The 25262-nt window shown below is 40.6% G+C and carries 20 protein-coding genes and 2 pseudogenes; 8 read left to right on the top strand and 14 right to left on the bottom strand.

All coding sequences use genetic code 11. The features are described from left to right. The first annotated feature begins 770 nt into the window (after positions 1–770). The gene (locus tag V5804_RS07280; protein WP_369590719.1) at positions 771–1280 is read left to right on the top strand and encodes an IS1 family transposase; all 510 of its coding nucleotides are present in this window, start codon (positions 771–773) and stop codon (positions 1278–1280) included. Positions 1281–1292: 12 nt separating this feature from the next. Beyond that, positions 1293–1691, top strand: a pseudogene (locus V5804_RS07275) (transposase); the annotation flags it as partial. A gap of 239 nt (positions 1692–1930) precedes the next feature. Here the strand turns inward: V5804_RS07275 and V5804_RS07270 are convergent. The 10 genes from V5804_RS07270 to V5804_RS07225 form a co-directional block, all read right to left on the bottom strand. Further along, positions 1931–3130, bottom strand: a complete 1200-nt coding sequence (locus V5804_RS07270) for a Gfo/Idh/MocA family protein (protein ID WP_369590718.1) — start codon at positions 3128–3130, stop codon at positions 1931–1933. Positions 3131–3143: 13 nt separating this feature from the next. Then, positions 3144–4145 (bottom strand): FAD:protein FMN transferase, encoded by a 1002-nt coding sequence (locus tag V5804_RS07265; protein WP_369590717.1) that lies wholly within the window; start codon positions 4143–4145, stop codon positions 3144–3146. Between the two features lie 3 nt (positions 4146–4148). Beyond that, positions 4149–5504 (bottom strand): Gfo/Idh/MocA family protein, encoded by a 1356-nt coding sequence (locus tag V5804_RS07260; RefSeq protein WP_369590716.1) that lies wholly within the window; start codon positions 5502–5504, stop codon positions 4149–4151. A 9-nt stretch (positions 5505–5513) separates the two neighbouring features. Continuing rightward, a complete protein-coding gene (locus tag V5804_RS07255) occupies positions 5514–6251 on the bottom strand; it encodes a DUF1080 domain-containing protein (protein ID WP_369590715.1) in 738 nt (245 codons plus the stop codon). A 174-nt stretch (positions 6252–6425) separates the two neighbouring features. After that, entirely contained in the window at positions 6426–6755 is a 330-nt protein-coding gene (locus tag V5804_RS07250; protein ID WP_369590714.1) for a hypothetical protein, read from the bottom strand. 130 nt (positions 6756–6885) lie between these two features. Then, complete coding sequence (locus V5804_RS07245) at positions 6886–7275, bottom strand: hypothetical protein (protein ID WP_369590713.1); 390 nt, start codon at positions 7273–7275, stop codon at positions 6886–6888. A 126-nt stretch (positions 7276–7401) separates the two neighbouring features. After that, complete coding sequence (locus tag V5804_RS07240; RefSeq protein WP_369590712.1) at positions 7402–8820, bottom strand: glycoside hydrolase family 28 protein; 1419 nt, start codon at positions 8818–8820, stop codon at positions 7402–7404. An 81-nt stretch (positions 8821–8901) separates the two neighbouring features. Further along, on the bottom strand, positions 8902–10578 hold the full coding sequence (locus V5804_RS07235; protein ID WP_369590711.1) for a RagB/SusD family nutrient uptake outer membrane protein: 1677 nt from the start codon (positions 10576–10578) through the stop codon (positions 8902–8904). Between the two features lie 13 nt (positions 10579–10591). Next, positions 10592–13915 (bottom strand): TonB-dependent receptor, encoded by a 3324-nt coding sequence (locus tag V5804_RS07230; RefSeq protein WP_369590710.1) that lies wholly within the window; start codon positions 13913–13915, stop codon positions 10592–10594. Between the two features lie 204 nt (positions 13916–14119). Then, positions 14120–15202 carry a FecR family protein gene (locus tag V5804_RS07225; protein ID WP_369590709.1) on the bottom strand — a complete coding sequence of 361 codons (1083 nt, stop codon included), beginning with the start codon at positions 15200–15202 and terminating at the stop codon, positions 14120–14122. A 208-nt stretch (positions 15203–15410) separates the two neighbouring features. Here V5804_RS07225 and V5804_RS07220 point away from each other — a divergent pair, with 208 nt between their 5' ends. After that, positions 15411–15989, top strand: a complete 579-nt coding sequence (locus V5804_RS07220; RefSeq protein ID WP_369590708.1) for an RNA polymerase sigma factor — start codon at positions 15411–15413, stop codon at positions 15987–15989. 36 nt (positions 15990–16025) lie between these two features. Here the strand turns inward: V5804_RS07220 and V5804_RS07215 are convergent. Next, a pseudogene (locus tag V5804_RS07215) lies at positions 16026–17257 on the bottom strand (IS256 family transposase). Between the two features lie 283 nt (positions 17258–17540). Here V5804_RS07215 and V5804_RS07210 point away from each other — a divergent pair. The 4 genes from V5804_RS07210 to V5804_RS07195 all read left to right on the top strand — a co-directional run bounded on the left by V5804_RS07210 (position 17541) and on the right by V5804_RS07195 (position 21221). Beyond that, entirely contained in the window at positions 17541–17795 is a 255-nt protein-coding gene (locus tag V5804_RS07210) for a DUF4834 domain-containing protein (protein WP_369590707.1), read from the top strand. A 12-nt stretch (positions 17796–17807) separates the two neighbouring features. Continuing rightward, positions 17808–18098, top strand: a complete 291-nt coding sequence (locus V5804_RS07205; protein WP_369590706.1) for a hypothetical protein — start codon at positions 17808–17810, stop codon at positions 18096–18098. A gap of 139 nt (positions 18099–18237) precedes the next feature. Next, positions 18238–20748, top strand: coding sequence for a YfhO family protein (locus V5804_RS07200; RefSeq protein ID WP_369590705.1), 2511 nt, complete (start codon positions 18238–18240; stop codon positions 20746–20748). A gap of 2 nt (positions 20749–20750) precedes the next feature. Continuing rightward, entirely contained in the window at positions 20751–21221 is a 471-nt protein-coding gene (locus V5804_RS07195) for a hypothetical protein (protein ID WP_369590704.1), read from the top strand. Between the two features lie 155 nt (positions 21222–21376). Here V5804_RS07195 and V5804_RS07190 read toward each other — a convergent pair whose 3' ends face one another. Next, complete coding sequence (locus V5804_RS07190) at positions 21377–22129, bottom strand: glycosyltransferase family 2 protein (protein ID WP_369590703.1); 753 nt, start codon at positions 22127–22129, stop codon at positions 21377–21379. Beyond that, on the bottom strand, positions 22122–23393 hold the full coding sequence (locus V5804_RS07185; protein WP_369590702.1) for a glycosyltransferase: 1272 nt from the start codon (positions 23391–23393) through the stop codon (positions 22122–22124). The genes V5804_RS07190 and V5804_RS07185 overlap by 8 nt, the downstream gene beginning before the upstream one ends. Before the next feature lie 187 nt (positions 23394–23580). On the opposite strand from V5804_RS07185, the gene V5804_RS07180 reads away from it, so the two are divergent. Further along, the gene (locus V5804_RS07180; protein WP_369590701.1) at positions 23581–24333 is read left to right on the top strand and encodes a class I SAM-dependent methyltransferase; all 753 of its coding nucleotides are present in this window, start codon (positions 23581–23583) and stop codon (positions 24331–24333) included. A gap of 13 nt (positions 24334–24346) precedes the next feature. Here V5804_RS07180 and V5804_RS07175 read toward each other — a convergent pair whose 3' ends face one another. Further along, positions 24347–25246 (bottom strand): sugar transferase, encoded by a 900-nt coding sequence (locus tag V5804_RS07175; RefSeq protein ID WP_369590700.1) that lies wholly within the window; start codon positions 25244–25246, stop codon positions 24347–24349. Positions 25247–25262 lie beyond the last annotated feature (16 nt).

Genomic DNA, 25262 nt, shown 5'->3' with positions numbered 1-25262 from the left:
AAACGCTTGGATGGACGGCTTTAAGGGATTGGTTATCAGATATGAAGTCCTATCCAGGAACTGGATGGCGATGCACTGGATGGCATTCTGCGTATTTTTCCTCAGAAGAATTAACAAAAAAATAAAAGTTTAAACAACTTCTATGTAAAACAAAACGGAAAATGGTTAATGACCGCAGGAGAAAATGTGCATATTGATAAAGGGGCACAACGGTTTGACCCTGTTAAACAAATGCCGAAGAACTGAGGTTGATTAAAAAATTCAAAATGTCGAACTGCTAAGACTGTGTATGACGTTAAGAATTCAACTTCAATTCACTATTCTGCTTTTGCGGTTAATTGAGATGACCTTTTTCGATTGCCCCAACATTATAAACACCTTAACGTTATATGCTACTTTCGAGATGACGCAAAGACAAAAATATAATGCCTACTTAACATAACCCTAATTATCATACAAAAATAAAGAGTAGACAGGAGGGCTGTAAATCATAAATTTATGGCTTTGAAAAAGCGGTAGTGTTTTAAAAAGTATGATGGAACAAAACAGCAGCGAATGATTGGGGATTTGTTAATTGTGAGATTAACCAAAGAAGTCCAATGTCCCCGCTGCCGGGGGCGTTAAGGTAGTAAAAAACGGGAAGAAAAAGACAGGGTCGCAAAATATACTTTGCCGGGTTTGTGGGCTGCAGTTTCAGGACGAATACCTTTATCAGGGTGCCGACCATAAGAATAAGGACCTGTTAAAGCGGATGTTTTTAAGGGGCAGCGGTGTGCGGGACTGCGCTGTGGCACTGGGCATTAGATATAGGCTGCGTACTAAAGAGCATCTTGACGATGGGCAAAGCTTCTGAAATTAGGCCAAAACATAATTGCTATCATCTTGTACAGATTGATGAACAATGGTCATATGTAGGGAACAAACAAAAGAAGGTCTGGCTGCTGTACGCTATTTGTGAACAAAGCGGCGAGATACTGGCTGCAAATTGGGGCAAAAGGAGCAAAAAAAGTGTAAAAGCTTTGCTGAAAAAACTTCAGGAACGGGAAATCAACTTCTACTGTACCGATCACTGGAAGGCGTTTGCCCAGGTATTGCCAAAGGAAAAACATATCTTCGGCAAAAAATACACAAAGAAAATAGAAGGTATAAACACCTGGTTCAGAACAAGGTTAAGAAGATTGGCAAGAAGGACGGTATGCTTCTCTAAAAAACTTATTTACCATTATTTAATCATGAAAACTGCTATTTATGAACGCAATATTAGGTCATCATACATTTAGAAGCACAACCAAAAAATCAACTGTTTTGGCATTATAACAAGGGACAATGATTTTGTATATCAAACAACAACCCAAACTATAAACTCAGATTTTGTCATAGAGCTGTTGGACAAGTTTTCGTTCTCCATTATAAAACACACGGTAATGGTTTTGGACAATGCCAAAGTCCACCGGTCCAAAAAAGTAAAACAGATGCAAAAAATATGGGCATAAAGAGGGCTGTTTATTTTCTTTTTGCCTCCCTACAGCCCACATTTAAACCTAATAGAAAGGCTATGGAAAGAAATAAAAGCAAGATGGTTAAGGCCTGAAGACTACCTGAATGAACAGCAATTGTTTTATTCTACAAATCTCCTACTGGCTGCAATAGGAAAAAACCTGAAAATTAACTTCTCAAAACAGCAAAATTAATTAAACATATTTTTGACAACATATTTATCAAATTTTGTACCCATACTTAACAGTAAATAAGCCCCCTTTTTCTGCAATTGAGGCTTATACAACTTATATCAATTTATTTGTTCTAAGAGACATATTTAATTGAACATAATTAAAGTATAAAACGGGGAATCAATTACAATGTGGAAAACTGCTTAAAGCTCCGATTACAAATACTCTTGCAGAGTTTTATTTTGATATTTAGATCTTCATCAATCCAATTGATAGTTTTTATCCCATTCTATAATTTTTTTCTCATATAACGCCTGATTAGCGAGGTGTACACAGATGGCAGTCCGTGCTCCCGTGTGCACATTGCTATCAGGCAATTCTTTGGTTTGAATCTTTTTATAAAAATCGTTCAGCGCATACCATGTGCCATCTTTAGTTGGTTCTGGCAATATTGGCGTACCGCCTTGTTTATCCCAGGTGATACGTGTTGCACCGGTTACCCCGTCAACAAGCCCTTTTTCTTTAAGCAACTGTTTTTCGGGATAAAACATACCCTGGTCAGTTAATAAAGAAATAGTACCCTTGGTACCTTTGATTTTAAATAAATAACCATCACGCGCATTGCCGCAGGTAGCACCAAAGTTACCTATCAAACCTTGTTTAGGGTAACGAATCATAACCTGCACGTTATCATAAGTTTCACGGCCATCCTTAAAAACATCTATTCCTCCGGTAGCAAAAAACTCATCAGGATGAGCATCAAACGCCCAGTTAATAAAGTCTACCTGATGAGATAAAAGTTCGGCCATCAGACCGCCGGAATATTCTTTGTACATCCGCCAGTTGATCTGCCTTTCTAATGATGGTTGGGGTACCGGTCTGCGCCAGTTGCCATTACGATCCCAGCGGCAATCAACCTGGCTTATCGTGCCCAGGTAACCTTTGTTTATCATCTCCTTCACCCTGTAATAAAGAGGTGAGTAACGATACTGATGTCCAACCTGCACTACTTGTTTCGGACGGCTTTTAACCAGCTTTACCAAATCGAGTGCCTGCTGTATGTTGTAGGTCATGGTTTTCTCAAGGTAGAGGTGTTTGCCGGCCATCAGTACATCTGTAGCAACAGGATAATGCATATTTAGCGGCACGGCTACTACTACAACATCAATATCCTTTTGATCCAACATTCGGCGATAGTCGGTATATTGCTTATATGCTTCGTCCTTACTTATTTTTTGCGCTTCAGTAAGGCGAAAATCCAGTACATCGCAAACAGCTGTTATTTTAAACTTATCCGGACTTTCATTTAGCACATGCATGATGCCTTTACCGCGATCGCCGCAGCCTATCACACCAATTTTAATGATATTACCGGCAATCTTGCCAAGTACCCGTGTTTGGTCAATAAGCAACCCTCCGGTTATTAGTCCAGTATTTTTTAAAAAAATGCGTCGTTCCATTTGTTATCTGTCTTTATCTGTAACCTTTAAACCCTATAGTAACCGTATCTGCTATTGTACCGCCGAGTTTGCGGTAAATTATATATGCCCCCATATCGGTTCTTTTCTGTAAAAACAGAAGTGTGCGTTTCAGCCCCATGGTAATAAAGCCGTTATCGTAACCATCGGCCGTGATTCCGTTTTGAGCCCAAACCGTCACGCTGATCATTTCATTTTGAGCCGGATATCCCGTTTTTGGGTTTATAATGTGCGATATCTGTTTACCGCCTGCTTCCAGATGCTGGCGGTAATTGCCTGATGTTGTTACTGCGCCATTGCCCGGTTTAATAATTTTACGCAATGGTGAAGGATTAATGTCGTTTCCATCTATTGCTTCAATACCAATTTTAAAGGGTTCACCATCAGGTTTACGACCCTTTATACGTAGTTCACCCCCGATTTCGGCTATGTAATTATAAATGCCATTGCGTTCCAAAAAAGCACCCAGCAGGTCGGCGGCATAACCCTGGGCAATTCCGTTCAGGTCAATTTGCACACCTGGTGCTGTTTTATGCAGGAAATTGCCTTGCAACCAAATTTTATCCGAGCCAATATTTTTTAATATAGCTTTTACCTGCGCGGCATTAGGGAAACTATCACGTTTTTTTTTACCAAAACCCCAAACATCAACTAATGGTTTTACAGTAATATCAACCAGGCCGTAAGTGGCGCGGTTAATCTCTAATGCTTTTTTAACTAGTATGCGGAACGGCTCGTCAATTACTATCCCCCTAGCAGACCGGTTAAATTTGCAGATCAACGACGAAGGCTGATACAACGATACCGAATTATCCAATCGAGCAAGTAGGTTGTCGGTTTGCTTTTGAGTGATGATACTATCGGCGGCATAATAAATAACTTGATAAGTAGTGCCTTGTGAGTAGCCTTCTATTTGGAATCTACGGAGATGTGCTTGACCAAAAGCGCAAATCGTCCCTACCATCCAAAAGTAAACCAACACACTCACAAACCGCATTTATCAGTATTTAAAGACTTTACCATTCACTATCACTTCTTGCTTTGCCTCATCGAATGTTGCTTTACCACCAGTATGCACCGCTGCGTTAGCCATTATGTTAGCTATTGAGTGGTGGTAACCCGCTTCAACCGAAGCGTTAGGTTCTTTACGGCTGCGGATACACTCCAGCCAGTTACGCATGTGGTTTGAGCTGAGCGTGTCCGCACCGGTATTGGCCGAGGCTACCACAGCTTCAGCATTAGGCAGCTTTACCTCGGGCAGCAGGTTAGCATGCAGGTGCATGGCCGATGCAGCTCTTTCGGTGAGGCCACCGTGCGGCGATACTGTGTTGGTAATCAAGTTTAGTTCACCCCCATTGGAATAGTAGATATCTACAGGGTACTCATCGCCATTATGCATACGTGAGGAAAATACAACTTGGAAGCCTTTACTCATATCATCCAGCGGGCCGTAATCAAAAACAGCGGTGGTGGTGTCCCAGTTACGACGCCCATCTTTCCATTGATAAATACCACCATTAGCCGTTACGCTGCGCGGATGCGGCAAGCCCGTAAACCAGTGCACAGTATCAATCTGGTGGCTCATCCATTGTCCCGGCATACCTGATGAGTAAGGCCAGAACAGGCGATATTCCAAGTATATTCTGGGGTTAAACGGCTCGTAAGGGCGGTTTAGTAAAAAGCGTTTCCAATCGGTATCTTCTTCCTTTAATCTGGCTACCAAATCAGGGCGACGCCAGCGGCCGGGCTGGTTCACGTTCCAGCTTAATTCAACTATAGTAATATCACCAAACTTGCCCTGCTTAATAAACTCGGCAGCGGCCTGGTAATTTTGCCCATTGCGACGCTGAGAACCTATTTGCAATATTTGTTTTGACGCTCGAACCGCCTTTAATGCGGCACGGTTGTCTTCCATCGTTTCGGCAAAAGGCTTCTCACGATACACATCTTTTTTATGGCCTACACCCTCAATAGCGTGCGAGGCATGCGCGAAATCAGGCGAACTGATAATTACCGCATCAATATCTTTCAGCGCATAAAGCTCATCATTGTTTTTGCAGGCAGTAATATCGTGTCCGATTTTGCTTTTGATATGCTCAACCCCCAAACCCCGGCGATAGCTCCATAGATCGGAGAGGGCCACCATATCAAAGTTAAGCTCCTTGTAATGATTCAGAAAGCAGGGGAAAAGGGTGTCTTTAAACCGGTCTGAAAAACCGACTACGCCTACACGCACCCTGTCATTAGCGCCAATGATATTGCCATAAATTTTGGCAGACATGCCTAACGTGCCCACATATGTACCTGCCGCGGCAATTGCGGTTTTTTTAATAAAGTCTCTTCTCGAATTTTCCATTACATCCGGTTATTTAAGTTCTTTAATTCTGATGTTTTTGTACGATACTGTATTGCCATGGTCCTGTAGCAGAATGTGCCCCTTATCCGCCTGGCCGAAGTTGTTCCATGTTTTGTATTTGCTAATGGCCACCAGGTCTTTAAATTCCTTCGATCCGCGCTGATATTCCAGCACCTTCACGCCATTTAGCCAATGCTCTACGTGGTTATTCGGATAAACTCTGATCTCGCCAGAGTTCCACTCTCCAATCGGCTTGATAACGGAAGCAGGTTTGTTTGATGGGATTAGATCGTATAGTGAGGCGAGTTTGCGGTCACCGTTCCTGCCTAATTTCGCATCGGGGTGACGTTCATCATCCAGAACCTGATACTCCAGGCCAATGCCCGACTGAACCGTTTTTTCCTGCTCCGTTACAAAATATTTAACACCACTGTTAGCACCTTCGGTCAGCTTAAATTCAAATTTCATGATAAAGGCCGAGTATTCTTTAATGGTGACAATATCTCCGCCTAAACCTTCTTCTTTCCCGTTTGATCCCTGAATAGTGAGTATGCCGCCTTTCATTTCCCAGCCAACAGCCGGGAACTGATCTTTCAAAATCCCGCGCCAGCCTTCGGCTGTTTTTCCATTCCATAACAGTTTAAAGCCGTCAGCCTTTTCCTTTTTCGTTAAGACATTGTTTTGCTGGGCTGAAACACGGACTGCGGTAAATAATAAGCATGCTAAAATGATGAGATATGACTTCATGTTTTTCATAATTAAAGTGTTTTAAATTGAATATGTAATGATTTTCCAAAGGTGTTTTTTAGGTTATGCGCAATTTTATCAGTGGTGTTACTTGTAATACTTCGATCTCCGGATCTTTGTTGATCACAAATATTAGGTATTGTATTGGTTATTTATCAGGTTGAAAATTATAATTTAAATTTTTATAGTATTCCAGGTTCTTATCGGGCTTTTCAAGCCCTTGGGGAATAGGCATATTTGAAAAGGTTGAAAATAAAGCAAAGAGGCGTTCCGCCATATCCTTGCCTCCTTTTCCTGTTCCTTCAGCCGGGCGTTCACTTTTTCAAATCGCTCTTTATCAACATATGGCCGCATCCTGCTCCATGTTTCCGGCATGGCTTTTACCGATTGTGTTCCGGCATAATAATGATAACATAACTCATCCCATAATTTCTGGATTGACTTAGTCTGGTAATTCCAATTTACGTGATGAAGCCATAGTAATAGCTTTTTAGAAAGCTTCAACCCGGCAACGGCGCTTTTAGGAGTGATATAAACGTTCCATTGCTTTCCGTTAATTTCTGATTATTAGTAACTTATTGAATCCCTTTTTAACAGGAAAGCTAAAAGTGTCGCTCAGGTTGATCTTTCTTTCCTAATAATTCACAATAGCGTTGCCAATGTTTACCTTCTGATAAGCTACTTTATCATTAACCCAGATTTTTAAACCATCACTATGCCTAACCTGCAAGGTAACATTTCCATCCTCTATAGATTCAATATTAGTTAAAGCATAAGCAATACCTGCTTTCCCAATCCCATACGTTCTTGAAAAATGGATAAACTTTATTCCATCAAAAGCTTCAAACGCCTTTTGCTGCGTCAATTGATATCTAAAAATAGTAGTACTAACAAGCTTGTTTGCAATCAGTTCAACCGTTTTAACCGGGCTACGTTTAAATTTAACCCGATACCGAGCTGATGCACGACTTACAAAAAAGAAAACAGCGACTAAAAAGCGTACTGACTGATATTGTTTACCCATAAAAGAAGCATTGTTACTTTAAAGCAGTTTGTAAAGCCGACGAGCTTTCAATTTTCAAGTCATTTACCTTATCAAATTTAAAAACAGGAATGTTGTTTTCTTTAGGCACCTTTAAACGGTAAATCTCTATGCCATTAACATCGCTGCAAATAATTGCCGGCGCTCCTCCTTTTTGATAGTAGTAAAAGAAATGTTATCAAGCTGAAGGCCGTTAATATGGCGTGCAAACAGACCATATGCTGGATTTGGTCCTAGAAGAAATGGTTCCGGATAACCTTTTTCCAGTTCAGGGAACGGTTTTAGTCCTTGCTCTTTAGTACCACCACCATTGTACTGAATAGTAATATTTTGCAGTTTAACATTTTCTATAGGATAACCAGGTGTGCCAGTAATCTGAATGCCACTTAAAGAATCAGCGCCTGTAACCGAAACATTGCTAATATAGATATTTCTTACAGTCCCCATTTTAGTGGTTCCTTTGGGTCCGCGATTTCTTTTCCCTAAAGTAACATAGATCGGATAGTGAGAAACATCTATCATCGTTAAATTAGAAACAATAATATTATCCATAATACCGCCGTCCGCCTCTTCCAAAGCCAAGCCATTGCAGTTACGAAAAGTACAATTGGAAACTACACAATTTCTGAACCCTCCATTTGACTCCGTACCAAACTTAATTCGCCCGTTAGACCAGCCTGCTTTCGCAGGTATTCTTTTTCCGTTTAACAAAGTGCCTTCGACGAAACCGGATACCTGACAATTGGTTATAATCAGGTTTTCTGTAATGAAAGGTTTGTTAAGCGCATACGAGCTTTTCGGGCAAATAGCGTCGTCATGGGGAGAATTAACTCGGCAGTTAGATACTATAGTGTTCGCACAACAGTCTATATCAATACCGTCTCTATTGGTATCAATGGTAAGATTATCCATCGTAACCAAATCACAGCCAGTTAAAAGGATAGCAAAATGTCCACCATGAAATATGGTAACATCACGGATCAGAATATTATTTGACAACTTAATAGCAATTGCTTTATCTCCTGTTCCAATAGAGCCTCCAGTTGGGTCTCCCAAATGTTCATTGTCTAAACTGGTTAAACCGCCACCATCTATTTTGCCTCTACCTGTAATAGAAACATTGGTTAGATTTTCACCCCAAATTAGGCTGTTATGAAAATAAGTATGCCCGCCATCTTGGTAAGCGGTATCAGGAAAAGGTTCTGAAGGGTCATATACGTGGCTTTCTGCCTTTGCTCCTAATATTACCGCGCCAGCATCCAGCATCAAATTGATATTACTTTTTAAATGAATACTTCCGCTCAAATAAGTTCCGGCAGGTAAATACACTGTACCGCCTCCCGCTTTGGCACAAGCATCAATTGCTTTGTTTATAGCAGTATTATCCAATTGTTGGCCGTCGCCTTTGGCACCAAATGTTTTTACATTATAAAAAGAATTAGAAGGTTCTTTCGCCTTTTGTGCAAATACAGTTATGGTGAATAGAAAAAAACAAACAAATAAAACGGCTTTGTTAAAAACAGACATTTGCATAAAAAATTTAATTACTTTAAAAAATGCTAATAAGAAGTAAATGCTGCCTTGTTTTTTATAGCATTTACTTCAATTTTACCATCCCGTGTTTTGCGGATATTTTACACCTGTGGAAGTAGCATCGATCTGACTTTGAGGAATTGGCCTAAGCACATGTTTAGCCTGTATGTTTTGGGCGGCATCAGGATTATAAAGTCTAACCCGCTCAAGCAGTTTATTAGTTCTTACCAAGTCAAACCAGCGCATCTGCTCCCCGCAAAGTTCCTTTGCGCGCTCATCCAAAATAAAATCAATAGATAAACTTGAAGCCTGAACATCCATCACTTTGGGATTAGCCGAAGGGTAAGCAGCCCGCTCCCGTACTGCATTGATGTATGGTAATGCATCAGTAACGCGGCCATCCATAAACAACGCTTCTGTAGCTATAAGGTAAGTTTCCGCTAAACGATAAACAATAATTGGTCTGATGGAAGGAAATTGGCGATCTGCACGCTTGGTATCATAATATTTAGTAAGCGACGGAAACAAACTGTTTGAATACTTGCTTGGCGGTATAACTTGGAAGCGTTTGGCTGCAACGTAGGCTGCACTAACTTCATAACCGGGCATCCAGATGGCTGTATCTCCAACCGCATATTTAGGTACACCGCTAACTTTTGGAATAGTAGCAGCATTATTGGATATCCAGACTGTTTTAAAGGTTTTATCATAACGTTTATCATTCACCCGTTCTTGAAACAGAACATCAGTAAGCCAGTGCGTAGGCATCACTCGCGTGAAAGACCGCCCGCCCGCTAAGTCCCTTTGCATTCCTGGCTGAAGATCATATTTTGGAATAAAAAAATGACATAATGCATTGTCGCCATCAACATAACCCGTAGTGCCGTTATAGGCAAGCGTTGAAGTATGTTGTACTGTCCACAATACTTCACTGCTCGCCTCATTTCCCTCAGCGTAGACACTGCCAAAGTCCTGCAATAAAGCAAGGCCGTTCGCTGGAGCTACGTTGTTAATTAAGTCTGTTGCTATAGTATAGGAATTTTTGTAATCCTCTGCTTGCTTTACTACTGATCCGGCTCTCGTAAGATATACTTTAGCCAGCAGATGCATTGCTGCTGCTTTGGTAGCTTTACCAGGTAATACACTGCTTAATTTAGGGCTAGCGGGAAGCACATTGATAGCGTCTTCAAGATCCTGGATAATAAACTTATAAACATCAGCTATGGGCGTACGTGTGGCTGATGTTGCAGGCTCTGACTGGTAGTGATCATTTAAGGTAACATCGCCATAAAGTTGGATTAGCATAAAATAATAGTTAGCCCGTAAAAATTTCGCTTCTGCTGTAGCTTGACTTTGAGCTGCTACCGATAAACCTGAAACTTTCTGAGCATAATCAATAACAGCATTACAAGAATTAATGTATGTATAGCAATAGCGCCATATTGCACTTACCGGTCCACTTGAAGAATTGAAAGAACTGTTGTATCTAAATAAATCGCCATTGCTTCCGGCATCGCTGCCTGCGGTAAACTCATCCGTTCCGCCCACAGTGAGGGTAAAAAAATTCTCCGATCCGTAAATATATCTGTTTCCGCCATAAGCAGCGTCTAATCCAGATTGTAAACCTTGAGGTGTTAAAAAAAACGCAGCTGTTAATTGTGATTTTGGCCGTTCGTCCAGTATTTTTTTACAACCAAAATGAGTCAATACCATCACAAGCAGACTCAGCTTTAATATTGTGTTTCTTTTCATAACTGATGTATTGTTAAAATGTTGCATTTAGACCGAAGTTGATCGTATAAGCTGTAGGTGTATTTAAACCAAGCGAGCCGCTATAGTTATTACTGCTGCCCGTTTCCGGATCAATACCATGATATTTGCTTGAATACTTTGAGAAGATAAATGGATTAACTGCAGATGCAAACACACGCAGTGATTTAGCTCCGATTTTGTTATATATTAATTTTGGAAAGGTATATCCTAAATTAATACTGCGGATTTTTACGAATGAACCATCAAAATAGCTCATAGTTGACCCAAAAGGCACTAAAGTTTGTGCATAATTTGGTTTAGGATAATCATTTGTTGGATTAGTAGGTGTCCAGTAATTAATGTTTATGGAGTTATACCGGCCTTGCAGCGTATTATTATTGCCATTATATAGAGAAGAAGTAATCATGCCGCCTATCCGGGCAAAAACTACGAAACTTAAATCTACTCCTTTAAACTCAAAATGGTTTGTGATACCACCCTGAATTTTTGGTTGATTAGAGCCTATTACTGATCTGTCATTAGCATCAAGCTTGCCATCGCCGTTAATGTCAGCCAATTTTATCTGGCCTATTACCGAACTGGTACCGCTTACAGTTAAACCATATTTTTGCGCCTGAGCAATATCGGCAGGTGTATTTTGCCATATACCAATTTTTGTATAATCAAAAATTGGCCTTACAGGTTGCCCTACAAACAGATCGTTGGCGATATCCTGTGTTATTCCGTTATATAATGAAGTGAGCTTACCCCGGTTTAGAAAAATATTAAAGTTTGTTGACCATCCGAAAGCACCTTTTTTTGGTGCCTGAATGTTAATTGTGTTTAGCGTAAACTCTAAACCATTGTTTTGGGTATTGCCAATGTTTACCAGAAAGGAATTAGGGATACCTGATGTTGGTGGTAGTTGCTGAGGTAATAGTAAGGAGTTTGTTTTCTGCTGATACACCTCAGCTGATCCGCTGATTCGGTCTTTAAAAAACCCGAAATCAATACCAAAATTTAGGGTTGATGTGTATTCCCAGGTTAATTTAGGGTTAGGTACACTTGTGGTATAAACAGCCGTTGTATTTGTGCTCCCATAATTATAAGGAATAGATGAAAGACCACCTAATGTTTGATAAGGATTAACGCTCGTATTGCCTACCTGTCCGTAACTTACTCTGAGCTTTAAATTGGATAAAAAGCTTACGTTATTTAAAAAACTTTCTTGAGAAATATTCCATGCAACTGATGCTGATGGAAATAAATGATACTTATTTCCTGGGGCTAATCTTGATGAACCATCAGACCTTACGGTTGCAGTCAATAAATACTTATTGTCATATCCATAATTTAGCCGTCCCATATATGACAGTATATCCCATTTCTGATAATCTCCATTTCCTGTTAAATTAGCTCCCAGCGATGGATTATAATATTGAATAAAATTGGCTGCAACGTTGCTATAGCTCAGACCGGTTAACTGTGACTGGTATTCCTGCAAACTGTATAAGCCAGTAAATCCAATATTGTGTTTTTTAAAGGTTTTATTATATAGCAAAAGATTTTCAACGGTATAGCTGTAGCTATATCCTGACTGATTGCTAGCAGTTGAGGCAGCTCCTAAATTGTTGGTTGTTGCTCCTTCATAAAAATTTCCATAAGTATCGGCATGAAGTTCAGCACCCGCATTTAACCGGTATCTTAAACCGCCCCAAATCTGTACTTCTCCATATAAGCTGTTAAAGGTATTTATTCTTTTCCTCAGTTCTACAGATGCTCCATCAGCAAGATTTGCAAGCGGATTATACACAAGATTGTCATTGCCAATATAACTTGCCAATACTCCAGTGCTGGTATAAGGACTCCCGAGCGGACTTGGTTGTAAGACCTGCCTGATTTGAGCTGCGTTTTCCCCATTACGGTAGGTAACGGTATTCAAAGAATTTAAACCGATCTTAACATATTTGCCAAGTTGCTGATCGATGGATAGCTTCATCGAATATCTGCTAAAATCCTGTCCCGGGTAAACGCCGCTTTCTTTATAATATCCCCCTGAGAATGCATAACTTGTAGATTCGCTACCTCCTGTGACCCCCAATTGGTGGTTCGTCATCAATCCACTTTTTAAAATAAGTTTTTGCCAATCTGTACTTCTCCCGCTTTGTATCCCTTCTAATTCATCAGGGGCAAAAGAGCCGTCCGTCAAAAATTTTGGATCATCGAGGCCTGTATATTTTCCTGGGTTGGCAATAATCAAAGCCCATTTACGATAGGTAGCAAATTGGTTACCATTCAGCATATCATAATAAGCAATCGGTTTTGAATAGCCAGCATAACCACTGTAAGTTACCACCGGTTTCCCATTTTTGCCGCGCTTGGTGGTAATTAACAATACACCGTTGGCGCCTCTTGAACCATATATAGCGGTGGCGGATGCGTCTTTTAATATTTCCACCGATTGTACATCATCGGTATTAATATCATTAAAGCTTCCGTTAAATGGTATACCGTCAACTATCAATAGAGGTGAGTTTGATGCGTTGACCGACCGTTGGCCACGAATCAATATGTTGGGGGTAGATCCAGGGGAGCTACTGCCTCCAGAGTTTGTAATATCAACACCTGCAGCCTGTCCCTGTAGTGCCTGGGCCAAGTTAGCTGCAGGTGTTTGAGATAAAGCTTCACGATTAACCGAAGTAATAGAACCTGTGATATCAGATTTTTTTTGAGTTCCATATCCTACAACAATCACTTCATTAAGAGCTGAGGGTTTATCAAGAAGTGTTATATCTATTTGAGTACGCTTATTAACAGCTACTTCCTGCGTGGTAAAACCAATAAAGCTGAAAGTTAAGGTGCTGTTACCGTCGGGTAGCTGAATAGAATACTTTCCATCAACATTCGTTACGATACCAGTTGTTGTTCCTTTTACCCGAATGGATACACCTGGCAGAGGTTGTCCTTTTGAATCCTTTACAGTTCCGGTTACGGTAATTGGAGGAATTGCTACTTCTGCCTTTTTTAAAGAAACCGCATTCTGATCCTTTTTCTTGATAACTACCGTATTTCCGTTAATGACGTAAGTTAAAGGCTGGTTCTGAAAACACTTTGTTAAAACATCAGGTAATAATTCATCTGCGACAGACAAATTAACGGGCTTAGCTACTTTGATCATCTCGGAATTATAAATGAAGCTAAACCCGCTTTGCTCACCAATCTTTGTTAATACTTCTTTTAGCGGTGCATTCTTAACATTTAAATTAATTCTCTGTGCATAGCTTGCTGCACTTACTTGTAAAAAGGCAGCAAACCACAAGACAACAGTTAATTTCATTACTATTAGAAGTTTAGGTAACACGCGGGAGTAAGACCCGCAAATTCTTGAAGTAAAAATTTTATACATTTGGTTGTTAGGTTAAATAATAGGTTGATGAAGACAATTGATCTTAATTTATCCTGATACCAGCTTCCCATAGCTGTTAATCATCAGGGGCATTGCGAATGCTCCTGGTGATTTTTAGGATAAGCTTTCGTATAATTATTGTATTACAGTTACCCTCCTTCCTTCTACTTTAAAATGGATGGTGCCTGTTAGTTCCAAATTTTTCAGTAACTCGTTAATGTCTTTGTATTTAGAAATTTTCCCCCCGTAATATTTATTTACTGATCCTTGATATACCACGTCAACGTCATACCACCTGGCTGCCTGTTTCATAATCGTATGTATATCGGTATTATCAAATAAAAAGTATCCATTTTTCCAGGCTATAACTTGTTCTATATCTGCTTTTTCTACTTTAATGGTAGTTTGGTTATTTAAGGAAGTTCCCTGCTCGCCTGGTTTAAGTATAGCAATAGTCTCGGCCCTAACTAACCGAACGGAACCTTCCAGTAAGGTAGTAGTAACGGCAGCGTCATCAGCATAAGCGCTTACATTAAAATGAGTTCCCAGAACTTGCACATTCGTTCCGTTTGCATTCAGAATAAAGGGCTTTTTTTTATTTTTGGCTACCTCAAAATATGCTTCCCCCGTTAATTCCACCTTCCGATAACTTCCGGTAAAAGTAACCGGGAAACGAAGGGAAGATGCTGCGTTTAACCAAACTTTTGTGCCATCTGATAAAACAACCTGATACTGGCCACCACGTGGCGTGGCAATCGTATTATCTCCGGTATCATTGATGCTTCTTTTATCGCTATTAAATTTATATTCAAGCATCCCATCTTTTGCCTGGCTGATCTGAATGCCATTTTGTGTAATAAGCTTTCCGTTTTTAGCACCTGTGAGCGTAATTGTTGAACCATTAGATAGAGTTAAAATCGCTTTATTTTCATCGGAATGAATGCTTTGATGTTCCACTCGGGCAACAAATGACGAAGACGAAACTTTATCCAATTTTCGATTGAAAAAAATCAGGCTCGCGGATAGGGCAATCAGTAAAACCACCGCTATTTTTAGAACATTAAAATTTCCCAATTTATTTTTTTCAGGTTTTAGGGCTGTATTTCTACTTTCATTTAAGCGTTGCCAAACACGCGCCTGCACTTCCTGCTTATTAACCTTTTCGTCTTCCCAGCCGGTATGGATAAAGGTTACCTCATCCTGATAATTATTCAGCAACTCAATTTCTTCAGAGGTACAAAGCCCTGACAGGTTTTTTTCTTACAGGGATAGATACTCTTCTCTGCTGATCATGAATAAAATTATAATTGGTTGTAATTGTTAAGTGTAGAAATTTGCACGGCACACACATACTCTTAAAAAATATTTTAGAAATAATTCAATTATGAATTCCAAAAGCTTTTTATAATTTTATCACACCAATTGTATGCTTATAGTTCCTGACGATGATGTTGATTTATGGAACGCCATCTGTAGAGATGACGAAGCTGCTTTTACTGCCCTTTTTAACCGGTACTGGGAATTATTGTATAATACATCTTTCCGTTGTCTCAAAGACCATGAGGTAAGTGAAGAAATTGTGCACGATATTTTTTTAAGTATCTGGAACAGGCGAAAGGATTTAAAAATAACCTCTTTTAAAAATTTTCTCCTGAAATCAGTACGCTATCAAATATATAATCGGGCAAGAGCTAACAAGTCGCCAATTACTTTTGCAGATCAAAGCGTATACGAAAATTATGTTTTCGAAGAAAATAATGGTGAAACCCGTATCAGGGAATCAGAGCTTGATCAGGAGCTCGACAAATACCTTAATCAGTTGCCTTATCGTTGTAAAGAGATATTTAAAATGAGTAGAATAAAAAACCTTTCGAATCAGGAAATAGCACTGCAATTAGGAATATCAAAAAGGAGCGTTGAAAATCAAATTACACTGGCGTTAAAGTATTTAAGAGTATATTTTAAATATATCGTTTCTACTATATTATTGTTTATGTTAACATAATAGGCAGTGTAAGCTGAACTGTGGCAGCGTTGGTGTTCAATTATTTTGTAGGTGAAGTTTGATCCTGTCTTCAAACATAATAAAAAGTTGTGATAAAGTCATGCTCCAATTGTGCAGTGGCATCGTCCATTTCTCGGAGATGTTTTGCACCACCAGATAGACGAGTTTTAGTAAAGCGTTGTCCGAGGTGAAAGCACCCTTTGTTTTGGTTACTTTTCTGACCTGCCGGTGGAACCCTTCAACGGAATTGGTGGTATAAATCACCCTTCTAATATGGGCATCGAACCTGAAAAAAGCAGACAGGTTCTCCCAGTTGTTGTACCAGGAGGCAATCGAGACGGGGTATTTCTTGCCCCATTTCCCGTCCAGTGCCATCAGGTTTTCATGGCCCTGTTCTTTAGAAATGGCCTGGTAAACGGGTTTCAGGTCGGCCATAAAAGTTTTCTTGTCCTTGTCGGCAATGTAGCGCAAACTGTTCCGGACCTGGTGCACTACACAGGCCTGCACCTCGGTTTTCGGGAAAATGGCGGCGATGGCTTCGGAAAACCCTTTCAGCCCATCTACACAGGCAATGAGCATGTCCTGCACCCCGCGGTTTTTCAGGTCGGTCAAAACGGTCGGCCAGAACTTTGCGCCTTCGCTTTCTAATAAATATATGCCCAGCAGTTCTTTTTTACCTTCCAGCGAAATACCCAGGATATTGTAAACGGCACGCGTAACAACGCTGCTTCCTTCACGTACTTTGTAGTGCATACAGTCCAGGTAAACAAAAGCGTAAACGGATTCTAAAGAACGCGCGCGCCATTCGTTCATCGCCGGAACAACTTTATCCGTGATTGCAGACAAAGTGCTGGCAGAGATGCCCATTTGGTACAGCTCTTTGATGTGTTTGCCGATGTCTCTGGTGATTAAACCAAGCCCGTAAAGGCCAATTACTTTTTCCTCCAGTTCTTCGGTAATAATGACCTGACGTTTCGGTAAAACAAGTGGCTCAAAACTGCCTGCACGGTCGCGGCCGCTTTCCAGCTCGAACTCGCCCGAAATGCTTTTTACTTTTTGCTGGCCTTGCCATTACGGCGGTTGGCTATCCCTGCCTCTTTTTCTCCCTGCAGGTGTGCTTCCAGTTCGCCTTCCAATGCCGATTCTAAAAAGTGCTTTAGCAAAGGTGCAAAGATCCCTTTTTCACCGTTCAGAGGTTTGCCCGCATACATCCCTTTGATCGCTTCCGCCTTGAAGCCCTCAAAGTCAAATCCATTTTGCTCGTTCATATCCCTGTGTCTTAAAGTTAAAAATCATTATTAATCCTTAACTGACACAGTTTAATTTACACTCTCTAGCCTCCACTTCTTTTTGCTTATCCAAAGGCAAAAGCTTAATTTTTTCTAAAATATCCATCACCTAATATTTATTGTAACAAATATAACGAAAACAGCAATTGCAAGCAATCGCGCAAGGCGAGGTTGAATTTTAATTTTGATGGCAATAAGCCGCATCATAAGCAAACCTTTTTTCCGTTAAACTTTTATATTTGTATTCCATATTCAAATCAACATGTTGCTTATCCGTTTTTTAATCATATTCATTTGCATTTTGTATTTGCTTCGGATGCTGGGCCGATTGCTGTTGCCGGCACTGTTTCGGAGCGTAGTGAACAAAGCGCAAGCCCAACAAGCCAGTTCTGCACAACAAAGCCCACGAGGCCCGAAAGAAGGCACGATCAAAGTAGATTATATTCCGCCCGATGTTTACAAAAGCGCCATTCCGAAAACCGAAGGCGAGTTTGTAAAATACGAAGAAGTCAAATAATCCTGCGGCAAAATGATCCCAAAAGAAGTATTTAACCGTCGCCATTTTGGCACGCCGGAAGTAGTTTCCCTCATCGTTATCAATTATTTGGTTACCGTAATTGATATTCAGGCTTTTGCCATGTGCACCACTATCAAATGGCATTTTTGGCTGGTGCTGGTGCTTTTGGGTGCTTATAATTTTTACCGCATCCGCAGAAACCCGGAAGAGTTCGACCGCAAAACCCTGATTGCTTACGGCATTAGCTGGATACTTCTTTTAGCAGTGTTTTTTCTGCTTCGCACCAAAGCGCAGCCTTGTTAATAAAACATGTGAATTCCTCAATTCTGATTTCTTCGACCAAAGGCGTTAATTTTTTAATTTGATCAACGCTGCCAGAAATTTATACTTCAATTTTATTAAATTTCAGTAGGTTTGGGATTCATACCATTTTTAATTTTAGATGAATAACTGGTTCAAGCAAAATGGCGTTCACTTCGCCGTCGCAGGCTTATTTTTTGCCATCTGTTTCTTTTATTTTACGCCCGCTTTTCAGGGTAAAGTACTGGTGCAAAGCGATGTAACGCAGGCACAAGGCATGCAAAAAGAAATTATGGACGTACGCGCCAAAACCGGAAAAGCGCCGCTTTGGACCAACCAGGTTTTCGGTGGGATGCCGGCTTACCAAATCTGGGCTTTTTATCCGGCCAACGTTACCACTTACGTAATTTCTGCCTTAAAGACCATTTTCCCAAACCCGATTGATACCGTTTTACTGTCGCTTTTAGGCGCTTATTTATTGTTTTGCGTGCTGCGGTTAAACCCCTGGCTTGCGGCCGCCGGTGCTATTGCGTTTACTTTTTCCTCGTATAATTTTATTTTGCTGCACGCCGGGCATTCCAATCAGGCTTTTGCCATTACGTTTTTTGCACCGATTTTGGCCGGCATCATCCTCACTTTACGTGGGAAACACTGGCTCGGTGCTATTTTGACCGCCTTCTTTTTGGCGATGGAAATCCGTTCCAACCACATCCAAATGGCGTATTACCTGCTGTTTTCGCTGTTGATTTTGGTTGGGATTGAATTCTATCATGCCATCAAAAACAAAACTACGCCTGCTTTTATCCGTTCGATGATCTGGTTAAGCGGCGCTACGCTGATTGCCGTGATGATTAACGCCTCTATCTTGTGGACAACTTACGAATACGGACAAGAATCCATCCGCGGAAAATCAAACTTAACCCAACATATTGCTGCCGGTGCAAGCACGGGTTTGGATAAAGAATATGCTTACGGCTGGAGCCAGGGCATAGGTGAATGTATCACTTTTTTAATCCCGAATGTTTACGGCGGCGGTTCGGGCGGTTTGCTAAAAGCTGATTCTAAAGTTGCACAAGCGTTGATTGACAAAGGTGTTCCGCAAGATCAGGCTACCGGTTTTGTTGCCCAACTGCCAACGTATTGGGGCGGAAAACCTTTTACCGAAGGCCCCTGGTATTTTGGCGCCGGCATTTGTTTTCTGTTTGTTTTTGGGTTGATGATTATCCGAAACCGGGTGAAATGGTGGCTGCTGGCAACGGTAATTTTGAGCATGCTGCTTTCCTTCGGCAAAAACTTTACGCTGGTTTCCGATTTGTTCTTCAATTATTTCCCGCTTTACAACAAGTTCCGTGCAGTAGAATCAATTTTGGTTTTAACGCAATTGGCTTTTCCAATCCTCGGTTTTTTGGCGATAAAAGAAGCATTGCAAGCTAAGGACAAAGTTTTCATCCTGAAAAAACTTTTCCTCGCTTTGTACATCACCGGCGGCATAACGTTGCTGGTTGCCTTGCTGCCATCTTTGTTTTTCAGCTTTAAATGTACAACTGCCGATGAATCTTTAATTGCCCAATTAACGCAAGCTTTTCAGGGCGACAGCGCTTTTGCCAATTCCATCGTCAACAATGCTTTGGTTCAGGACCGTATCGGCTTGGCGCGTGCGGATGCTTTCCGTTCCTTAGTTTTTGTGCTGATTACTTTTGGCATTTTGTGGGCATTTATCAAACAAAAAATCAACCTGCAAATCACTTCCTTGCTGATTTTGGTGGTCACGCTGGTTGATCTTTGGTCGGTAGATAAGCGTTATTTAAAAGACGACAGCTTTTTGCCGAAAGACGAAGCCATACAAGTGCGTACACCGCGCGAAGTTGACCAGTTTATTTTGCGCGATCCAGATCCTGATTTCCGTGTGCTGGATTTAACGATTGATCCTTTTTCAAATGCTTCCACTTCCTATTTCCACAAAACTTTAGGTGGTTATCATGCAGCAAAATTAAGGCGTTTCCAGGAACTGATTGATAACCAGCTTACCAAAAGCATTAACCAGGATGTTTTGGATATGCTAAATACGAAATATGTAATTACGGCCGATCAGAAATCGCAAATTGCCGGTATGAAAGCAAACGCAACGGCTTGCGGGCACGCCTGGTTTGTAAAAAAGGTGCGTTTTGCAGATAATGCCGATCAGGAAATGCAGGCCATCAGCAGTTTTGACCCAAAGGATGAAGCAATTGTTGACTTAAAATATCAATCATTCATCAACACCAAACAAAATGCGATAGACGAAAACGGAAAAATAACGCTTATCAGTTATGCACCCGAGCATTTGGTTTATCAAAGCGGCTCGACCAGCAATCAGGTAGCTGTTTTTTCGGAGATTTATTATGATAAAGGCTGGAAAATGCTGATTGACGGAAAAGAAAGCCCGTATTTCCGTGCCGATTATTTGTTGCGCGCTGCACAAATTCCGGTAGGAAACCATAAGATCGAGTTTATTTTCCACCCAAATTCTTACTACACTGGCGAAGCGATTTCTACTGCCGGTTCTATTTTGCTGGTGCTGGCAGTTATTGCTTATATTTTTGTGGAAGGACGCAAGGAAAAAACTGTTTATACTGATATTAGCAAAATCGGAACAAAACCTGGTTATAAGTAGATATGGCTAAGCAAGAATTTAAACCATTACTTGCATCTGGATTTAAAGAGATTGGTATATGGCAATTGGACAGTTTATTTTTAGAGCCTTTTGCTGCACAAAAACAAAGGAAAAGACTCGTTGATAAATTGAGGCTGTTTCTTGAAGAATTTCTTTATTTAGAAATTGATTCAGAATTATGGATTGATGGCTCATTTGCAACTTATAAGCCCGATCCCGAAGATATTGACCTTCTTTTTTTGCTAAACAGAAATGAAATCGATACTTTAGATGAAGTAAAAGCGGGCTTGTTTTCCAGATTGTTAATAAATCGCGAAATGGTAAGATCATTGTATCTATTAGACGTTTACTTTATTGATGTAGGTGAAAAATCAGAGATTGAAAAGTGGATTAATAATTTCGGCTTTGATTCAAAAAAAATTAATTCAAAAGGAATATTTAAGATCAACTTGAAAACCTATGCTAAGCTTTAAAAAATCACAACAATTGATCGCCGATTTGGAAGATACACTTCTAAAATATCAGGAAGAACTTGTAAAAAACCCAAACAGCCTTTTTGCTCAAGGTGTTGTTAAAAACACGATCGAAAAACTTGTTGAGTTAAAAAACGAATTGGCTTCTGATTCAATCAATCATTCATCTTCCTATACTTCAACCAGTAAAACCCCAAATTAAAAGCAATTACAAAATGGTTTAAAATGGTTGGCAGCAAGCCGTAATGCTTCCGCATAATGGCAAAACGCTCCACTAAACTTTGCCGGTGTTTCTTTTTCGACATTCCGCCAACCAAATACTTGGCAACGTATTGATGTACATTTACAATCTTCTGTGCTTTTTTTGCTGCCGATAAAATCCAGTCAATATCCGCGCTTAACTGATATTTTAAATCGTAAGGCTCAACCAAATTTTTACGGATAAAAACAGCCTGGTGGCTAACGCTCATGCCATATTTAAAACCTTTCCAAGTAAAATTTGCAGGGGCTTTATGTCGGCGCTGGCCGAGGCTTTGCAATTTTTCGTTGATCATTTCCGTTTCACCATAATATAGATCAGCACCAAGTTCGCTGGCAAATACTTCTTTTACCGTATCTTTTTCATAAAATTCGTCGCCCGAATTCATGAAAATAATATAATCTCCTTTTGCCAAAGCCAAACCTTTGTTCATCGCATCGTAAATGCCAGCATCTTTTTCGCTGATAAAAACAGCCAGACGATCACGATATTTCTCGATGATTTCCAAAGTTCCGTCGGTTGATTTTCCGTCAATTACCAAATATTCGATGTTAGAATAAGTTTGATTAAGAACGGAAAGCATCGTCCGCTCCACACCTTTTGCATTGTTAAACACAACCGTAATCACACTTAAAAGCGGCTTATCCATTCGGCAACAGGCTTTTGTACAATTCGATGTGTTTCTGTGCAATCACTTTTTCTGAAAACTTTTGCATCACCGTTGCCCGTGCGTTTTTTTGCAATGCTTCTTTTACCGGGTAATTTATCATCCATTCCATTCCATTACAAAAACTTTCTGAAGATCGATATTCGGCCAAAAAACCGTTGTGTTCATGCTGCACCATATCCGGAATGCCGCCGGTTTTAAAAGCAATAATCGGCGTGCCGCAAGCCAAACTTTCCATCACGGTATAAGGCAAATTATCTTCCAGCGAAGGAATTAAAAAAGCATCGGCCGCGGCATAACAGGCGGCCAGTTTTTCATCTTCGCTGATGGTTCCTAAAAATGTTGTTTTGAACGGAAAAGCGGGAACATCTTCCGTATTCCGGTTTCCGAAAACCACCAGTTCTATATTTTCTACCTCAATGCTTCTTTTATCGGCTAAAAGTTCGAGGCTTTCCAAAAGATAAGCCGCGCCTTTGTGCGAATCTTTTTTGGAAGGCATAAATCCCGTCAGGAAAATAAATTTATCTTTTGGAAGATTAAGTTTTGCCCTTGCTTCTTGTTGGTTTTGAGGTTGAAAAATGTTCGTTTCCAACGTATTCGGAACCACATTGATTTGTCTGCCTTTCATCAAACTGCTTCTCAAAACTGAACTTTTCATCCAACCGCTTGGCGCAATAATTTTGAAATTTAAGTTTTGATAAGCCGCGTTTTTTTGTTTCCAGATTTTGTGCGATTGATCGTTCGGATTTGCATCAACCAAAACCGGACAATTGCCGCATTCATTTTCAAAATGATCGCACGAATAACGCACATGGCAGCCGCCAGTAAACGCATTGCTGTCGTGGAAAGTCCAAACGATAGGTTTGTTCAGCTTTGCTAGTTCGGCCAAATGTTTTGGGTTGAGAAAACTGTGGTTAACCCAGTGTAAATGAATTACATCCGCGGCCAAAACCGTCGGATGATGGACAACAGAATAACCAAACCAGGTAAACGAAAACGGAATTTTGACCGGTTTTAAATAATGCTTGGCCAACAACCGCTCGGCAACAATGGCAGCTGCGGCATAACCACGTTTTAACAAAGTATTGGTGAAAGTTTTAACCGCAGGATTTTGGCCGAATTTATAGAAAACCACAATTTCTGAATTGACTTCGTTAGTTGCATTTAGCGCCAAATTTAAGCGCAAACAAGCACGGCCGGCACCTCCGTTTCCGTCGTAAGTATTTAAGTGAACTACTTTCAGCATCGCATCAAAATTAATAAAGAAGTCGGAAAGTCCGTAAGTCCGTAAGACCCGAAGAAATTAGAAAAGCTGAAAGCTCCAACAATCTAAAAATTAGATCCATTGTTTAGGTTCTGTCTTCCGGACTTTCGGACTTTTTTCAACTTTCAGACTTCTTTTTAATGCCCCTTTTTTCTTTACTTTGCATAAAATGGGCAACCAACTCACCGATCGGATTTTCTGGAAAAAGTATTGGGAATCGAAGAAAGACCTCGCCGTTGCCATTAAACCTGATTATACTTTTCACCAAATTTTAAAAAAACTTGTTAAAAAAAACAAGTTAAAAACAGCAATCGAGCTGGGCGGTTTTCCGGGCTATTACGCGATCTACCTCAACAAATACCTGAAACTCGAAACCACGCTTTTTGATTACTATGTTCACACCGGAATTTTAGTTGATGTGCTGGCAGCCAACAATTTAAGCGAGAAAAGCATTGGCGTAATTGAAGGCGATCTATTTAAATACAAAGCCTTAAAACAGTACGACTTGGTGCTTTCCTGTGGTTTGATTGAGCATTTTGAAGACACCAAGGACATCATCAAAAGGCATTTGGCTTTTTTAAAACCCGGCGGTACATTGTTTATTACGTTGCCAAACTTTTTGGGCGTGAATGGTTGGGTGCAGCGCAAGTTCGATCCGGAAAATTACAGCAAACACAATACAAAAAGTATGCAACTGGATTTGCTGGCGCAGGTTTGCCGCGAACTGAATTTGCAGGATGTGGAACTGAGCCATTACGGCAAATTTTCGGTTTGGCTGGAAAACAAGCAAACCAAATCTGCTTTGGCCAAAATCCTCACCAAAACTATTTGGCTGGCCGGCAAAATTTTTACGCGCATTGTTCCTGCCGAAACTAAGCTGCTTTCGCCTTACATTGTGCTTACTGCCAAAAAACCAGCCTAAACCGATACTTCTTTTACGATAGTTTTTTTGTGATGAAACGCTTCACGCGTTGCAGCAAATTTCCTTTTCGGTTTCGCAAAAAATGTTTGATCGCTTGGTAAGCTTCTTCGTTTTCTGCCAATTCTAAAGGAAAAGACTGAACGACCTGCCTTGCCACATGCACCTGGTAAATATCTTCTTTGTTGGAATGCACGCCGCTGCCATCGTGCCCAATGTTATGGATTAAAGATTTAGAAGGGTTTAAAGTCAATCCGCCAGCTAAAAAAACAGAAGCATACCAGCGGATGGCCCAGGAATTGTTTTTGCCGGATTTAAATTCCTTCATTTGCTTCCAGAAGTTCATCGTGCCATCAATGGAAAAAGCTTTAATTTGCGGCTTGCTGAACTGGCTGATCAAATCGTTGATATCCGGGTTAAAATTTTTCCAGGCCCGGCTCCAGGTTGCCCAGCCCCAACTGGTTGCGGCACGGTAAAAAAAAGTTTGCGGCAGGCTTTTCTCCGCCAGCGGATACATGTAAGCGCCAATGTGCATCACTTTTTCCTGGTTGGCATATCGCTGCAAAGCATCGTTAAAATAGCGCAAAGTGAAAGGCGAAGAAAGCAAATCATCTTCAAACACAATCACTTTGCCGTATTCTTCTACCAACTGGCTTACACCGGAAATAATCGCATTTGCCAAACCCTGGTTTCCTGCACTTTCCAAAATTTTTACCGTTTTAAAACCATCTGTTTGCTTTATCAACGCCCGTACTTCGTTTACTTTTATTTGGTCGGCTTCGGTTTTTGCGCCGTCAGAAAAAATAAACAAACGCGAATCTTCGGCCAGCAAATTTTTTTGCAGATAACTGATCGTCCGCCGCGTATGGTCAGGGCGGTTGTACACAAAAAGAGCAATTGGCGCTAAGCTTTGCATACTGTTTTTATCGTAT

Origin of the sequence: Mucilaginibacter sp., from assembly GCF_041088075.1 — a bacterium.
In the GTDB taxonomy this organism is placed as follows: domain Bacteria; phylum Bacteroidota; class Bacteroidia; order Sphingobacteriales; family Sphingobacteriaceae; genus Mucilaginibacter_A.
This window is presented reverse-complemented; position numbering and strand designations above follow the sequence as displayed.

Coding starts and splice junctions, on each gene's coding strand:
- V5804_RS07190 (WP_369590703.1), bottom strand. CDS start 22,129: ATGGATAAGCCGCTTTTAAGTGTGATTACGGTTGTGTTTAACAATGCA.
- V5804_RS07200 (WP_369590705.1), top strand. CDS start 18,238: ATGAATAACTGGTTCAAGCAAAATGGCGTTCACTTCGCCGTCGCAGGC.
- V5804_RS07185 (WP_369590702.1), bottom strand. CDS start 23,393: ATGCTGAAAGTAGTTCACTTAAATACTTACGACGGAAACGGAGGTGCC.
- V5804_RS07270 (WP_369590718.1), bottom strand. CDS start 3,130: ATGGAACGACGCATTTTTTTAAAAAATACTGGACTAATAACCGGAGGG.
- V5804_RS07240 (WP_369590712.1), bottom strand. CDS start 8,820: ATGTCTGTTTTTAACAAAGCCGTTTTATTTGTTTGTTTTTTTCTATTC.
- V5804_RS07235 (WP_369590711.1), bottom strand. CDS start 10,578: ATGAAAAGAAACACAATATTAAAGCTGAGTCTGCTTGTGATGGTATTG.
- V5804_RS07265 (WP_369590717.1), bottom strand. CDS start 4,145: ATGCGGTTTGTGAGTGTGTTGGTTTACTTTTGGATGGTAGGGACGATT.
- V5804_RS07210 (WP_369590707.1), top strand. CDS start 17,541: ATGTTGCTTATCCGTTTTTTAATCATATTCATTTGCATTTTGTATTTG.
- V5804_RS07245 (WP_369590713.1), bottom strand. CDS start 7,275: ATGGGTAAACAATATCAGTCAGTACGCTTTTTAGTCGCTGTTTTCTTT.
- V5804_RS07255 (WP_369590715.1), bottom strand. CDS start 6,251: ATGAAGTCATATCTCATCATTTTAGCATGCTTATTATTTACCGCAGTC.
- V5804_RS07260 (WP_369590716.1), bottom strand. CDS start 5,504: ATGGAAAATTCGAGAAGAGACTTTATTAAAAAAACCGCAATTGCCGCG.
- V5804_RS07180 (WP_369590701.1), top strand. CDS start 23,581: ATGGGCAACCAACTCACCGATCGGATTTTCTGGAAAAAGTATTGGGAA.
- V5804_RS07220 (WP_369590708.1), top strand. CDS start 15,411: ATGCTTATAGTTCCTGACGATGATGTTGATTTATGGAACGCCATCTGT.
- V5804_RS07175 (WP_369590700.1), bottom strand. CDS start 25,246: ATGCAAAGCTTAGCGCCAATTGCTCTTTTTGTGTACAACCGCCCTGAC.
- V5804_RS07195 (WP_369590704.1), top strand. CDS start 20,751: ATGGCTAAGCAAGAATTTAAACCATTACTTGCATCTGGATTTAAAGAG.
- V5804_RS07230 (WP_369590710.1), bottom strand. CDS start 13,915: ATGAAATTAACTGTTGTCTTGTGGTTTGCTGCCTTTTTACAAGTAAGT.
- V5804_RS07205 (WP_369590706.1), top strand. CDS start 17,808: ATGATCCCAAAAGAAGTATTTAACCGTCGCCATTTTGGCACGCCGGAA.